The organism is Streptomyces sp. NPDC052301 (assembly GCF_044593395.1).
Lineage (GTDB): Bacteria > Actinomycetota > Actinomycetes > Streptomycetales > Streptomycetaceae > Streptomyces.
Genome location: NZ_JBIUBE010000003.1, coordinates 721,148 through 735,142 on the forward strand (window position 1 = coordinate 721,148; position 13,995 = coordinate 735,142).

The 13,995-nt window shown below is 72.0% G+C and carries 12 protein-coding genes and 1 pseudogene; 7 read left to right on the forward strand and 6 right to left on the reverse strand.

The features are described 5' to 3' along the window. Positions 1 to 5 precede the first annotated feature (5 nt). The 4 genes and pseudogenes from ACIHEJ_RS10515 (at position 6) to ACIHEJ_RS10530 (ending at position 3,082) form a co-directional block, all read left to right on the forward strand. A complete protein-coding gene (locus ACIHEJ_RS10515) occupies positions 6 to 773 on the forward strand; it encodes a class I SAM-dependent methyltransferase (protein ID WP_400133890.1) in 768 nt (255 codons plus the stop codon). Positions 774 to 845: 72 nt separating this feature from the next. Further along, positions 846 to 971: pseudogene (locus tag ACIHEJ_RS10520) on the forward strand (glycoside hydrolase family 6 protein); the annotation flags it as partial. A gap of 278 nt (positions 972 to 1,249) precedes the next feature. Next, complete coding sequence (locus ACIHEJ_RS10525; RefSeq protein ID WP_400133892.1) at positions 1,250 to 2,173, forward strand: class I SAM-dependent methyltransferase; 924 nt, start codon at positions 1,250 to 1,252, stop codon at positions 2,171 to 2,173. A gap of 207 nt (positions 2,174 to 2,380) precedes the next feature. After that, positions 2,381 to 3,082 carry an SDR family oxidoreductase gene (locus ACIHEJ_RS10530; RefSeq protein WP_400133894.1) on the forward strand — a complete coding sequence of 234 codons (702 nt, stop codon included), beginning with the start codon at positions 2,381 to 2,383 and terminating at the stop codon, positions 3,080 to 3,082. A 13-nt stretch (positions 3,083 to 3,095) separates the two neighbouring features. On the opposite strand, the gene ACIHEJ_RS10535 is transcribed toward ACIHEJ_RS10530, so the two are convergent. Next, positions 3,096 to 3,791 (reverse strand): glycoside hydrolase family 75 protein, encoded by a 696-nt coding sequence (locus ACIHEJ_RS10535; RefSeq protein ID WP_400133896.1) that lies wholly within the window; start codon positions 3,789 to 3,791, stop codon positions 3,096 to 3,098. 179 nt (positions 3,792 to 3,970) lie between these two features. Between ACIHEJ_RS10535 and ACIHEJ_RS10540 the strand changes: the two genes are divergently transcribed. Next, positions 3,971 to 4,582: a hypothetical protein gene (locus ACIHEJ_RS10540; protein ID WP_400133898.1), complete on the forward strand. Its 612-nt coding sequence runs from the start codon at positions 3,971 to 3,973 to the stop codon at positions 4,580 to 4,582. Between the two features lie 467 nt (positions 4,583 to 5,049). Here ACIHEJ_RS10540 and ACIHEJ_RS10545 read toward each other — a convergent pair whose 3' ends face one another. From ACIHEJ_RS10545 to ACIHEJ_RS10555, 3 genes are all read right to left on the reverse strand, one after another. Then, a complete protein-coding gene (locus ACIHEJ_RS10545; RefSeq protein WP_400133900.1) occupies positions 5,050 to 5,886 on the reverse strand; it encodes an aldo/keto reductase in 837 nt (278 codons plus the stop codon). Between the two features lie 116 nt (positions 5,887 to 6,002). Beyond that, positions 6,003 to 7,829, reverse strand: coding sequence for an AMP-dependent synthetase/ligase (locus ACIHEJ_RS10550; RefSeq protein ID WP_400134033.1), 1,827 nt, complete (start codon positions 7,827 to 7,829; stop codon positions 6,003 to 6,005). Between the two features lie 612 nt (positions 7,830 to 8,441). Next, positions 8,442 to 9,311, reverse strand: a complete 870-nt coding sequence (locus ACIHEJ_RS10555) for a LysR substrate-binding domain-containing protein (protein ID WP_400133902.1) — start codon at positions 9,309 to 9,311, stop codon at positions 8,442 to 8,444. A 231-nt stretch (positions 9,312 to 9,542) separates the two neighbouring features. On the opposite strand from ACIHEJ_RS10555, the gene ACIHEJ_RS10560 reads away from it, so the two are divergent. Then, the gene (locus tag ACIHEJ_RS10560) at positions 9,543 to 10,559 is read left to right on the forward strand and encodes a bile acid:sodium symporter family protein (RefSeq protein ID WP_400134035.1); all 1,017 of its coding nucleotides are present in this window, start codon (positions 9,543 to 9,545) and stop codon (positions 10,557 to 10,559) included. Here the strand turns inward: ACIHEJ_RS10560 and ACIHEJ_RS10565 are convergent. Both ACIHEJ_RS10565 and ACIHEJ_RS10570 read right to left on the reverse strand, forming a co-directional pair. After that, positions 10,509 to 12,386, reverse strand: a complete 1,878-nt coding sequence (locus tag ACIHEJ_RS10565; protein WP_400133904.1) for an exo-alpha-sialidase — start codon at positions 12,384 to 12,386, stop codon at positions 10,509 to 10,511. The two genes, ACIHEJ_RS10560 and ACIHEJ_RS10565, sit on opposite strands and share 51 nt — an antisense overlap. A 116-nt stretch (positions 12,387 to 12,502) precedes the next feature. Beyond that, complete coding sequence (locus ACIHEJ_RS10570) at positions 12,503 to 13,420, reverse strand: zinc-binding alcohol dehydrogenase family protein (RefSeq protein WP_400133906.1); 918 nt, start codon at positions 13,418 to 13,420, stop codon at positions 12,503 to 12,505. A gap of 125 nt (positions 13,421 to 13,545) precedes the next feature. Between ACIHEJ_RS10570 and ACIHEJ_RS10575 the strand changes: the two genes are divergently transcribed. Next, positions 13,546 to 13,983 carry a MarR family winged helix-turn-helix transcriptional regulator gene (locus ACIHEJ_RS10575; protein WP_400133908.1) on the forward strand — a complete coding sequence of 146 codons (438 nt, stop codon included), beginning with the start codon at positions 13,546 to 13,548 and terminating at the stop codon, positions 13,981 to 13,983. Positions 13,984 to 13,995: the final 12 nt, after the last annotated feature.

The following is a 13,995-nucleotide window of genomic DNA, read 5'->3' on the forward strand; positions in this document are numbered from 1 at the left end:
GAGGCGTGCTCGACTACGACAAGGAAGCCGACGCCTACGACGCCTCGAGGGGCGGTGAAGCCCGGGCCGCAGCGGCCAGCGAGGCGGTCCTCGGCCTGATCCCGCAGCGTCCGGGCCGTCTCCTCGACGTCGCCTGCGGCACCGGCATCGTCACCCGGCGGCTCGCCGCCAACCGCCCCGGGCTGCGGGTGACGGGAGCGGACCTCACCCCCGCCATGGTCCGCATGGCGGGGGCCCGCCTGCCGGGTGCGATCGTCCGCGCCGACAGCCGCCGCCTGCCGTTCGCCGACGGCACCTTCGACGCGGTCACCAGCATCTGGCTGCTGCACCTGCTGGACGATCCCGAGGACGTCCGCGCGATCGTCGCCGAGTGCGCCCGTGTCCTGCGGCCCGGCGGGGTGTACGTCACCACCGTCGACAAGGCCGCCGCGCACGACGCCGGCAGCGACATCGACGCCGTCCTCGCCGCCCGTCCCCGCCGCCCCGCCCCGGACGCCGCCGGCACGGTCACCGCGCACGCCGTCCGGCACGGGCTCCGGCCCGCCGGCCACACCTCCTTCCGGGGCGTCGACCAGGGCCGCAGCCCCCGCACCACCATCGCCGACCTGCGGCGCGGCTGGTTCACCCAGCTGCCACCGGGCGAGCCCCGCACGGAGGAGTTCGCCGCACGCCTCTCCCGCCTCCCGGACCAGGACCGCCCCCGCCCGGACCCCGTGTTCGGGATCCGCGCGTTCCGCAGACCGGCGACCGGCCAGGAACACGGCACGACGTAGACCGATATGAACACGGGCGCGGCGCCGCCCACGAGGTGGGCCTCGATCAGGCACCGCGCGACAAGCTCGTCGCGGCCGGCCGCGGCCCCGGCGGCCGGTGTCGAGGCCTACGTGTGGGTCAAGCCTCCGGGGGAGTCGGACGGTGCCGGCTCCGCCCTCGCCGACGACGAGGGCAAGGGCTTGGACCGCATGTGCGATCGCCCCCGTCCGGCCCGCTCCCGCTCGTACGGCACCGCCGGGTACGACGGCGGCCGCGCCATGAAGCGGGGCCGCATGCCCCGGCGCGGCTGGGCGGCGTGCACCAGGAAACCGTCGTCGAGGAAACGGTCCACCAGCTCCTCGCCCCCGCCCAGGCGCCATCGTCGCGGCACCGCAGGTGTGGCACACCCGGTTTTTTTGCGGGACCGGCAACAGGATTGGCCGGCTGCGCGCGCGTCGCCGCAAGCTGACCGCAGATCGAGCGAGAGGCTGACGCGATGGCATCCGACCACCACACCCCCGACCCGCAGCACGGGCACGGCCGCCCCCACGGCCACCAGCACGGCCACCGTCACGGTGACGACTTCGACTGGGCCGCCATGGCGACGATGCTGGAGGCGGAGGCGGAGCTGTTCACCCCGGCGTACGCGCGGGCGCTGGCCTGGCTGGGCACGGAGGTCACCGAGCCCGGACTGGTCGTCGACGCGGGCAGCGGGCCCGGGGTGATCTCCTGCCTGCTCGCGGAGACGTTCCCCGGCGCCCGGGTGGTCGCCGTCGACGGCTCCGAGCCGCTGCTCGAACGCGCCCGCGCCCGGGCCGCCCGTCAGGGCGTCGCCGCCCGCCTCGACACCCTCGCCGGAGAACTCCCCGAGGCACTGGACGAGTTGGACCACCCGGCGGACCTGCTGTGGGCCAGCCGCAGCCTGCACCACCTCGGCGACCAGAAGGCCGCCCTCGCCGCGTTCGGCGGCCGGCTCGCCCCCGGTGGCACCCTGGCGGTCCTGGAGGGCGGCCTGCCGTCCCGCTATCTGCCTCGCGACGTCGGTTTCGGCCGCCCCGGCCTGCAGGCCCGCCTCGACGCGGCCCAGGAGGAGCGGTTCGCCCGGATGCGCGCCGAACTGCCGGGAGCCGTCGCCGAGACCGAGGACTGGCCGGCCCTGCTGGCCGCGGCGGGTCTGAAGCACACCGGCAGCCGCAGCTTCCTGCTCGACGTGCCCGCCCCCCTCCCGGACCCGGCCCGCGCCTTCGTCGTCGACGCCCTGACCCGAGCCCGCGACGTCCACGCCGACGCCCTGGACGCCGAGGACTGCGCCACCCTCGACCGGCTCCTCGACCCCACCGACCCCCGCAGCCTCCACCAGCGCGCGGACGTCTTCGTCCTGGCGGCCCACACGGTGCACCGGGCGGTACGGCCGGTGTGACCCGCGCAGGGCCGGGAGGGCCGCGCCCGGGCCTCGGCTCCGGAGCGGTCCGCCGCCGTCCGCTCCCGCGCGGACGGCGGTGCCGGTCCCGCCGAGCGGCACCGCTGTCCGCCGTCGATGCCGTACCGCCGTACCTGCGACGGCACTTGACTTCGAGAGCGCTCCAGGTGATGGACTCCGGGGGCCATCGACACACTGGGGGAAATCGTGAACGACTCTCCGGTCGCACTCATCACCGGCGGCGCCACCGGTATCGGGGCCGCCGTAGCGCGGCGGTTGCTCGACGCCGGGTACCGGGTCACCGTCACCGGCCGCACCGAACAGCGCCTGCGGGACTTCGCCGACGGGCTCGGCCGTCCGGACGGGCTGCAGACGGTCGCCGGTCACGCGTCGGCATTCGACGATGTACAGGATGCAGTCGACCGCACGCTCAAGGCATACGGTCGACTGGATACGGTCGTCGCCAACGCCGGCTTCGCCACGCACGACTCCGTCGCCGACGGCGACCCGTCGGGCTGGACCGAGATGGTGCTCACCAACGTCCTCGGCCCTGCCCTGCTCATCCGGGCCGCCGTCGAGGCGCTGAAGGCGACCCGCGGCCGGATCGTCCTCATCGGCAGCGTCGCCGGGTTCGTGAACACCCCTGGGAACCTCTACGGTGCCACCAAGTGGGCGGTCACCGGTCTCGCCGAGAACACCCGGCGCCAGGTCACCGACTCCGGGATCGGAGTGACCCTGGTCGCCCCCGGCCGGGTGGAGACCCCGTTCTGGGACGGCAACGGCAGCCTTCCCCCGGGACACCTCCTGACCGCCGATCAGATCGCCGACTCGGTCGTCTGGGCGATCCGGCAGCCGGCCGGGGTCGACGTCAACACCGTGGTGGTACGCCCGCTCGGTCAGCCCAACTGACGCACTTTTCCATTCAGTTGTTCTGCAGGAACTGCTGGGCCAGCTGGTTCCCGAGGGAGACCGCCGCGCTGTGGCTCTCGATGGGGGAGACCTTGGAGTTCTTGAACAGGATGTAGGTCACGCCCGAGTCGGCGCCGCCGGTGGCCGGATCGGGGTCGATGCCGAGCGCCTTGGCGGTGGCGTACGACGCCTCGCCGATGATCTTCGTGGGGCCGGTGTCGCCGACGACGGCGTACTCCACCTTGTTGTTGTAGATGACGGCTACCACACCGCCGCCCTTGATGCCGGCGCCCGAGTAGTTCCAGATGCTGCTGGAGCTGGGCACGACGACGTAGGGGAGCGACTCGGCCTTCAGCGGCTTGCCGTCGGACTGGTGGAAGGCGGTGTCGTCCTGGTACCAGGGGTCGCGGTCCTCGTTGCAGTTGGTGGTGCGCTGGCCGTCGCAGTCGATGTCCATGTCGGCCTTCCAGAAGACCGCGCCGTTCTTGCCGCACACCGGGACCGTGGCCGAGGTCTCGTCGTCGGTCTTGTACTTGCCGTTGGAGATCTGCGAACAGGACGTCACCTTGGCGAGCAGGTCGGCCGCGCTGACCGTGCCCTCCTGGGCGGACCTGGGGGACGGCGCGGCGGAGGCGTGCACGGGCAGGAGTCCGGCGCCGAGCAGGGCGGCCCCGGAGGCCGCGGCGAGGGTCAGTGTTCGAAGACGCACTGTGGGGGACCCTTCTGTTAGGAAACTTTCCTTACCGGGTGCCGTACAAGGTGGCGTCGTTTGCATGTCCCCGTCAACCCTCCGGTGGTGAACTTCCGAAACCCGTGCGGATTGCGGTGATTTGCGTCCGCGGCAAGACTGTACGAAGCGGATATTGCGGATATCCGGAGGCGAGGCGCATGTTCGTACGTGCGGTGTACGCGACCGGTGATCCGGCGCACCTGAGTACGGCCGTCCGGGCCCTGAACACCGAAGGGCACGATCTGCTCGAGGAACGGCCCGGCTACCGGGGCGCGGGCGTGTTCGTCGACCGCGAGCTCGGCAAGCTCCTCACGGTGAGCTGGTGGGAGTCGGAGGAGGCACGGCACAACAGCGACGAGGTGATGCGCGAACGGCGGCCGGCACTGCTGCAGCCCTTCGCGGGAACCACGGCGGTCGAGAACTACGAGGTCGCCGTCTTCCACCCCGGGCACCGCCCCGTCACCGGCGGCGGGCTGCGGGTCACCAGGATCGAGTTCGCACCGGCGGACACGGACCTGGCTGCCGAGACCTTCCACGCCGGTGTGCTGCCCCGGCTGGAGATGCTGCCCGGTTTCGCCGGGACGGCCCTGTTCCTGGACCGTGAGCGCGGCCGCGGCATGACCGGTGTCCTGTTCACCGACCGCCGCTCGCTCGCCGCGTCCCGGGCGGCTCAGGCGACGGTCCGGCGCGAGGGCGCGGCCAAGGCGCACGTGACGGTGATCGGCCTGGAGGAGTTCGAGGTCCTGCACGCCGATGTACGTGCCGACTGACGGCCCCTCGCCGCGGGCCCGGCGCACGGCGCCTTGCCGCGGCTCCGGTGCACGGCGCCTTGCCGCGGCTCCGGTGCACGGCGCCTTGCCGCGGCTCCGGTGCACGGCGCCTCGTCTCGGCTCCGGCGCACGGCTCACCGGCGGGGGCTCCGGTCCACGGCCCCCGGGTCCCGTCCGTCGGCGACCGACGGTCTGCCGCCTGGGCCGACGGACCGGCGGAGGGTTTCCGCCTCCCACCGGGGGCGGGTGCCGGCGGAGGGTTTCCGCCTCCCACCGGGAGCGGGTGCCGGCCGAGGGGTTCCGCCTCCCACCGGGGGCGGGTGCCGGCCGAGGGGTTCCGCCCCTTCGGGGGCCGAACGGCTCCCGGCCCGGCCGCACGCCGTACGGCCTCCCGCCCCCGCCGCTCGGGCGGGAGGGACGGCCGCGGGGCGGGTGCGGGCCGGGAGCCGGCCCGGGCCTGACGGGTGTCAGGCCATGTCGAAGGTGGCCGGGTCGGGACCCAGGCGCCGGTCCTCGTTGAGCGCGCTGATCGCGGCGAGGTCCTCGTCGTCCAGGCGGAAGTCGAACACCGCGATGTTCTCCTCGATCCGGGACGGCGTCACGGACTTCGGGATCACGACGTTGCCGAGCTGGAGGTGCCAGCGCAGCACGACCTGGGCCGGGGTGCGGCCGTGCTTCTGCGCGATGGCGACGATCGCCGGGACCTCCAGCAGGCCCTTGCCCTGGCCGAGCGGCGACCAGGCCTCGGTCGCGATGCCCTGCTCGGCGTGCAGTTCGCGTGCGGCGTGCTGCTGCAGGTGCGGGTGCAGCTCGATCTGGTTGACCGCCGGGATGACGGAGGTCTCGGAGATCAGCCGCTGCAGGTGCTCGGGGAGGAAGTTGGAGACCCCGATGGCACGGACGCGGCCGTCGGCGTACAGCTTCTCGAACGCCTTGTAGGTGTCCACGTACCGGTCCCGGGAGGGCAGCGGCCAGTGGATCAGATACAGGTCGACGTAGTCGAGCCGCAGCTTCTGGAGGGACGCCTCGAAGGCACGCAGCGTGGCGTCGTACCCCTGGTCGCTGTTCCAGAGCTTGGTGGTGACGAAGATGTCCTCGCGGGGCAGGCCGGAGGCCGCGATCGCCTTGCCGGTGCCCTCTTCGTTGCCGTAGATCGCCGCTGTGTCGATGCTGCGGTACCCGGCCTCCAGCGCCGTGGCGACGGCCTGCTCGGCCTCGTCGTCCGGTACCTGCCAGACGCCGTAGCCCAGCTGGGGCATCTCGACGCCGTTGTTGAGGATGATCGGGGGGACCTTGCTGCTCACGAGCTTCTTGATCCTTCGGTTGTGGACAGGTGGTACTCCCATCGTCAACGATCACGCGCAGCCGTGCATTCCTGATCGCGCGATCCGAACCGACCGACCGGTGAGTCGGTCGCGCCTCAGCTCCGGTAGAGGGCCTCGACCTCGTTGTCGTACGCCTTCTCGATCGCCTTGCGTTTCAGCTTCAACGACGGGGTCAGCAGCCCGTGTTCCTCGGTGAAGGGCTGCGCGAGGATGCGGAAGGTGCGGATCGACTCGGCCTGGGAGACGAGGGTGTTGGCGGCCACCACCGCGCGCCGCACCTCCGTCTCCAGGTCCGGGTCGCGCACCAGCTGGACCGGGGTCATCCTCGGCTTGCCGCGCATCTGCAGCCAGTGCTCGACGGCCTCCAGGTCGAGGGTGACGAGCGCGGCGATGTAGGGGCGGTCGTTGCCGACGACGATGCACTGGTTGACCAGGGGATGCTCACGCACCCGCTCCTCCAGCACGCCGGGGGAGACGCTCTTGCCGCCGGAGGTCACCAGGATCTCCTTCTTGCGGCCGGTGATGGTCAGATAGCCGTCCGCGTCCAGCGCTCCGAGGTCGCCCGTGGCCAGCCAGCCGTCGTGCAGGGTCTCGTCGGTGGCCTTCGGGTTGTTGAGATAGCCCTGGAAGACGTTGCCGCCGTGCAGCCAGATCTCCCCGTCGTCCGCGATGTGCACGGTGACGCCCGGGATGGCCTGGCCGACGGTGCCGTAGCGAGTGCGCTCGGGCGGGTTGGCGGTCGCCGCGGCCGTCGACTCGGTCAGGCCGTACCCCTCGTAGATCTGCACGCCCGCGCCCGCGAAGAACAGCCCCAGCCGGCGGTCCATCCCCGAACCGCCGGACATCGCATTCCGTATACGACCGCCCATCGCGGCGCGGACTTTCGCATACACGAGCTTGTCGAAGAGCTGGTGCTGCATGCGCAGTCCCGCCGACGGGCCCGGCCCGATGCCCCAGGCCTTCGCCTCCACGGCCTCCGCGTACTTCACCGCGATGTCGACCGCCTTCTCGAACGGCCCCGACCTGCCCTCCTTCTCCGCCTTCCGGCGCGCGGCGTTGAACACCTTCTCGAAGATGTACGGCACCGCCAGGATGAACGTCGGCCTGAACGCGGCCAGGTCGGGCAGCAGGGCGGCGGCGTGCAGCTGGGGCTGGTGCCCGAAGCGCACCCGGCCGCGGATCGCGGCGACCTCCACCATCCGCCCGAAGACATGGGCCAGCGGCAGGAACAGCAGCGTGGACGCCTCGTCGTCCTTCTTGGTGTGGAACACCGGCTGCCACCGCTGGATCATCGTGTCCGCCTCGTACATGAAGTTCGCGTGCGAGAGGACACAGCCCTTCGGGCGGCCCGTGGTGCCCGAGGTGTAGATGATCGTGGCGACCGAGTCCGGCGTGACGGCCTGCCGGTGCCGGTGCACCACCTCGTCGTCCAGGTGCGCCCCGGCGTCGTACAGCTCCTGCACACAGCCCGCGTCCAGCTGCCACAGCCGGCGCAGCTGCGGCAGGCGGTCGATGACCGTGGCGATGGTCATCGCATGGTCCTCGTGCTCCACGACGGCGGCCGTCACCTCGGCGTCGTACAGCATCCAGAAGCACTGTTCCGCCGAGGACGTGGGGTAGACGGGCACCACCTGGGCGCCGATCGTCCACAGTGCGAAGTCGAAGAGCGTCCACTCGTAGCGGGTGCGGGACATGATCGCGACGCGGTCGCCGAAGCGGACGCCCTGGGCGAGCAGGCCCTTGGCGAGGGCCAGGACCTCGTCGCGGAACTCGGCGGCGGTCACGTCCCGCCACTGCCCGGAGGTGTCCTTGCGGCCGAGGGCGATGTGCGTGGGGTCCGTCCGGGCATGCTCGAAGACGGAGTCGGCCAGACCGCCCACCGGCGGCCCCGACGCCAACGGCGGGTTGGTGAACTCGCGCAAAACCTCGCTCCCGGATCCTCGCTGCATGGTCACGCCCGTGATGCTCGGCACAGCGCGGTGAAAGCTACCCCACGCCGTCACCGGGCGGGAGGGGGTAGGAAACCGAGCAAACCTCACGTTTCCCACGGGCCGTGACCGGAAAATGCCCGCACATGGGGAAGGGCCGGACACAATACTGACGGGTCAGTAAGTTTCGGGGCCGTAATCTCCACCGAATCTGTACGGGCCGATTACCGCCCGGGACCCCTCGATCACGCATCGGAAAGCCTGCCCGCAGCGCTTCTCCGGGGTCCTGTCCTCGGGCCCGCGCGGCGACGGCGGACCGTGCGGCCGGAGCCGGCACCGCCTCCTTCTCGATCGGCCGGAGCGCCTTGTCCGGCGCGACCCGGCCGGTGCCACGCCGGTGCCACGCCGGTGCCACGCCGGTCCTCGCGGGCCTGGTCGGGACGGTCGCGGCCGCCCTGGTCCTGACGCCCGTGCCGCGTTCGCGCCCGTGGCGAACGCGGTCCGCGGCGCGGGGCCGGGGAAGCGGGGGAGACCGGGGCGGTTCCTGCCCCCGATCGAACGGCTGACCGTCCGGTGCCCCGCCGACGGCCTTGTCCTGGTCGCCCTTCAGCCGCCGCGTCGCTGCAGCCGCTCCCCGCCCGCCAGGATCGCCGCCGCCAGCGCGTTCGCGGCTCCCTCGGCCGCGCCGCGGCGGCGGCCGTGGACGAGGACGAAGTCGACCTTGCCCAGTTCGGGCAGGCCGGAACGGTCCGGGAGCCGGAACAGGCCGGGCGGAATCAGCCGGCGCGCGTGGGCCATCACGCCGAGACCCGCGCGGGCCGCCGCGATCAGCCCGTTGAGGCTGCCGCTCGTGCACACGATCCGCCAGTCACGGCCCTCGCTCTCCAGCGCCTCCAGCGCGCGCGCCCGGGTGATACCGGGCGGCGGATACACGATCAGCGGCACGGGCCGGTCGGCGTCCAGGCGCAGCCGCTCCGCGCCGATCCACACCAGGTCGTCGCGCCAGACCAGCGCGCCCCGCGGATCCTCCGGGCGCCGCTTGGCCAGCACCAGGTCGAGCTTCCCGGCGGCCAGCTGCTCGTGCAGGGTGCCGGACAGCTCCACCGTAAGCTCCAGATCGACCTCCGGATGGTCGTAGCGGAAGCCCTCCAGGATCTCGGGCAGCCGGGTGAGGACGAAGTCCTCCGAGGCGCCGAACCGCAGCCGTCCGCGCACGCGCGTACCGGTGAAGAACGCCGACGCCTGCTCGTGCACCTCCAGGATCCGGCGGGCGAAGCCCAGCATCGCCTCGCCGTCCTCGGTCAGCTCCACCGAGTGGGTGTCCCGCGAGAACAGCTGCCGGCCGGCCGTGTCCTCCAGACGGCGCACATGCTGGCTCACCGTGGACTGGCGCAGCCCGAGCCGCCGGGCCGCCTGCGTGAAACTGAGCGTCTGGGCCACCGCGAGGAAGGTGCGCAACTGTGTCGGGTCGTACACGGCTGTCAGCCTAGTGCCAGTTATCGCGAGATGTGATAGCAGTCAGAGTGGTGTGCGGGATTCCCGATCGGGGGGCGGAGGGGGACGATGGAGAGGGGCCCTGCGGGGCCGGTGAGCAAGGCTCTTGCGGGAGACCCCACAGGACCTGACCCCGCAGACCTGCAGACCCGCACGCACAGACACACGCACAGCAAACGGAGCATCGTGAAACGCCTGCGCTGGCCGAGTTGGATGCCGATCGACCCGTACATCGTCCTGCTGCTCGGGACGGTGGGCCTCGCAGCGCTGCTCCCGGCCCAGGGCACCGCCGCCGATGTCGCCTCGGGTGCCTCCACGGCCGCGATCGCCTTCCTCTTCTTCCTCTACGGCGCCCGCCTCTCCACCCGGGAGGCGCTGGAGGGCCTGCGCCACTGGCGGCTCCACGTCACCGTGCTGGCCTGCACCTTCGTCCTGTTCCCGGTGTTCGGGCTGGCCGCGCGCGGGCTGGTGCCGGTGCTGCTGACCCAGCCGCTCTACCAGGGCCTGCTGTTCCTGACGCTGGTGCCGTCCACGATCCAGTCGTCCATCGCGTTCACCTCGATCGCCCGCGGAAACGTGCCTGCAGCGATCTGCGCGGGCTCCTTCTCCTCCCTGGTCGGCATCGTCGTCACCCCGCTGCTCGCGGCCGGACTGCTGGGCGGCAGCGGGGGCGGATTCTCCGCAGACTCCCTGGTGAAGATCGTGCTCCAATTGCTCGTGCCCTTCCTCGCCGGGCAGGTGCTGCGGCGCTGGATCGGCGGCTTCGTCGCCCGGCACAAGAAGGTCCTCGGTCTGGTCGACCGCGGCTCGATCCTGCTGGTCGTCTACACCGCCTTCAGCGAGGGCATGAACCAGGGCATCTGGCACCGGGTCAGCCCCGTACGGCTCGCCGGGCTGCTCGCCGTCGAGGCTGTCCTGCTCGCCGTGATGCTTCTGCTGACCTGGTACGGAGGCAGGGCGCTCGGCTTCGGCCGGGAGGACCGGATCGCCATCCAGTTCGCCGGGTCGAAGAAGTCCCTCGCCTCCGGGCTGCCCATGGCGAGCGTCCTGTTCGGCGCCCACGCCTCCCTCGCCGTGCTGCCGCTGATGCTCTTCCACCAGATGCAGCTCATGGTGTGCGCGGTCATCGCCAAGCGCCGCTCCCACGATCTCGAGGAGATGGCGGGCAGCCCCGGGGAGTCAGCCGCGCACCCGGTCCAGGGGCAGCCACAGAACCGTGTCCTGCGGTGACCGCAGCGCCTTCGGGTCCGCCACCTCCGCGTCGCTCAGCGCCCGGTCCCACACATGCACCTCGTCGAGGGCGCCGGTGAAGAAGGCCCGGCTGTCCATGCGCTGACCGATGTGGACACCGAAGGGGGAGTTGCGGCTGACGGAACCCTGTATGTCGGCGACGGACGACTGCATACCGTCGACGGACAACGACAGCCGGCCGTCGCCGCGGCGCAGCACCAGGTGATGCCACTGGCCGTCGTTGTATGCAGTATCCGTACGAACGTATGCGGTCTGCGGGACCGCCGCCCCGTTGCGTACGGTGATCAGCCCCTGTATCCGTTTGTTCGCCGGCTCGGCACGCACCCACACCTGCGGCTGGCTGGTGCCGATGCCGCCCATCCACAGCAACGGCTGCTCCCCGGTGGTGGCGCTGTACCGGAACCAGAGGGACGCCGTGAAGTCCTTCGTCCCGAGGGGCAGCTCGCCGCGGTACGGCAGGCGTACGGCGTCGTCCGTGCCGTCGAACTCCAGCGCCCCGCCGAAGACGCCGTCCGTCTGCCGCGCGCCGCCCAGCACCGCGGCCGGACGGGCGTGCGGGGCCAGGTCCGCGGTGACCGGATCGGGGCCGCGGCGCGGGGCGAGCCAGTCCTCGGTGAAGCGGGCGAACCGGATCTCGTCGCGGGCGTCCACCGCGCCGCCCTCGTACATCAGGCCGACCGTGTCCCAGTCGACGCGGACCAGGTCGGAGTAGCCGGACCAGTCCGTGGTGACGATCGTGCCCCGGTCCACGCTGCCCCAGGTGCGGCCCCCGTCGTAGGAGGACCGGATCATCATCGTGCGCCGCCGGTCGGGGTCGCCCGGGCAGGCCAGCAGCAGGCGGTCGCCGAGACGCAGCAGCGAACCCTGCACCATCGGCGCGTACAGGTCGGGCAGGTCGTGGAAGGGCGCGGTGAAACTGCTCCCGCCGTCACGGCTGACGGCCTGGGTGCGGTGACCGAGATCGGTGCCGTCCTGCTCCCGGCCGCTCACCAGCACCGAGCCGTCGGTCCGCTCGGCGAGGGTGAGTTCGGAGGGCTTCTGCCGGAAGGTGCCGTCGGCGGCGATGGGCCAGGTGTCGGTGGCGCCGATCCGCCAGTGACCGCCGTGGTCGTCGCTGACGATGAGCGCCGCGTGGTTGGCGGTGATCCGGCTGCCGTCCCATGTCTCGGTGTTGACGCCGAAGACCAGCCGCCCCGCGTACCGGCCACGGGTGAGCTGGATCCCGTGCACCGGACCGGTCGCGTACCAGGAGTTCCAGTCGGCGGGCAGGATCTCCGGGCTCAGGTCGCGCGGCTCGGACCAGGTCGTACCGTCGTCGTCGCTGTACTGCAGATGCGGGGTGCGGTCGCAGGGGACCGAGCAACTGGCGCTGTCGGTGCGGCCCGTGTTGTACGTCTCGGCCAGCCAGATCCGGCCGGTGGCGCGGTCCACGACCGGTGCCGGGTTGCCGTGGGTGTCGCCGTCGCCCTCGTTGACCACCTGCAACGGGCCCCAGGTGCGGCCGCCGTCGGTGGAGCGCTTGAGCACGATGTCGATGTCGGCGGCGTCCCCGCAGTTGAGGACCCGGCCCTCGGCGAACGCCAGCAGTGTGCCGTCGGTGGTGCGTACGACGGCCGGTATACGGAAGCAGGCGTAGCCGGGGTCCTGGGCGGCCTTGAAGAGGACCTGCTGCTCGAACTCGGTGGAGTCCGCCGCCGGTTGGGCGTGTGCCGGATGGGCGGGGGCGAATGGGGTGATCAGTGCGGCCCCGAGGAGGGCCGCGGCGGTGAGTGCGGATCTGAGACGGGCGCGAAGACCTGACGGCACGGTAATGACCTGCCCTTCGTCGGCCGGACATCTGGACATCCGGACATCCCACGTCCAACGTGCGCCTCATCGACGGTAGTTGGACCATCGGCGCCCCACAAGGACCGTGCAGACACTTACGGGCGCAGGACGACCTTGCCGAGGTTGGCCCGCCTTTCGATCACCGTGTGCGCCCGCGCCGCGTCCTCCAGTGCGAACTCCCCGTGCACGGCGGGCTTCACGGCGCCCTCGGCGAACAGCTGCCACAGTTCCTGCCGCCACTGCTCGTAGAGCTCCGGCCGGCCGCGGGCGATCAGCGCCATCTGGAAACCGATCACCGACTTGGCGCCCACCAGCAGGTCGTACGCCTGGATCGTGCCGCCGCCCGAGCTGTAGGCGACGAGCCGGCCGTGCGGGGCGAGGGCGGAGACGGCGGGGGTGAGCAGATCACCGCCGACGGCATCCAGTACACAGTCGACGGGATCTCCCCAGCTGTCGTCGCCGTACTGTATGCAGTCGACCGCGCCCAGGGAACGGACGAAGTCCGCCTTCGCCGGGTCCGACACCGCCCCCACCACCCGCCCCGCACCCCGCGCCCGGGCCAGCTGCACCGCGAGATGCCCGACACCGCTCGCCGCCGCCGTGACGAGCGCCGACTCGCCCGGCGCGAGCCTGGCCGCCTCCAGGGCGCCGTACGCGACCAGCCCGCTGCGCACCAGCGCGACCGCGTCGACGGCATCGGCGCCGTCCGGCACGGGGGAGGTCATGGCCTCGTGCAGTACGGCGAAGTCGGCGTACCCGTGCCCGAAGCACATCCCGGTCACCAGGTCGCCGGCCCGGAACCGGTTCACCCCCTCACCCACCGCGACGACCTCGCCTGCGAGTTCGCCGCCCAGCGCGATCGGCTCGGCGGCCTCGGTGACCTTGCGGACGACGGGCAGAGTGACCCCGATCGCGGCGCAGCGCACCAGCAGTTCGCCCGGACCGGGCTCGGGGACCGGCGCTTCCTCCACGAACAGTGGACCACCGGTGGACTCGTACCGGACGCGACGCATCGCAACCTCCAGGCCGGGACCACACCCCGGCATCAGTCATAGGGATCCCCGACGAATTCGTTGGGAGCCCCAACGATAGGAGAAGGTCGTGGGCAAGTCCAACGATTCTTGGTTAGGCTGACGGCATGGCCGAAGCACCCCTGCCCGCGATCCGCACCCTGCCCAGCTGGCTCCTCGGCCGGGCCGCCGCACGAGGCCGCGCCCTGGTGGCCGAGGCCCTCGCCGCCGAGGGGCTGAAGATGTGGCACCACGTGGTCCTCTCCGCCGTCCGCGACCTCGCCCCGGTCGCCCAGGCCGACCTCGGCCGCAGCGTGAGCCTCGACCCCAAGGACGTGGTCGGCATCCTCAACGACCTGCAGGCCGCCGGCCTCGTCGTCCGCGCCCCCGACCCCCGGGACCGGCGCAAGAACGCGGTCTCCCTCACCGACGACGGCACCCGCCTCCTCACCCGCTGCGAGAAGGCGGCCCGCGCGGCCAACGACGAACTGCTCGCCCCGCTCACGGCCGTCGAACGCGATCAGTTCATGGGCCTGTTGATCCGGATTTCCGGCACGGACGGCTGACGGCGGCTAACG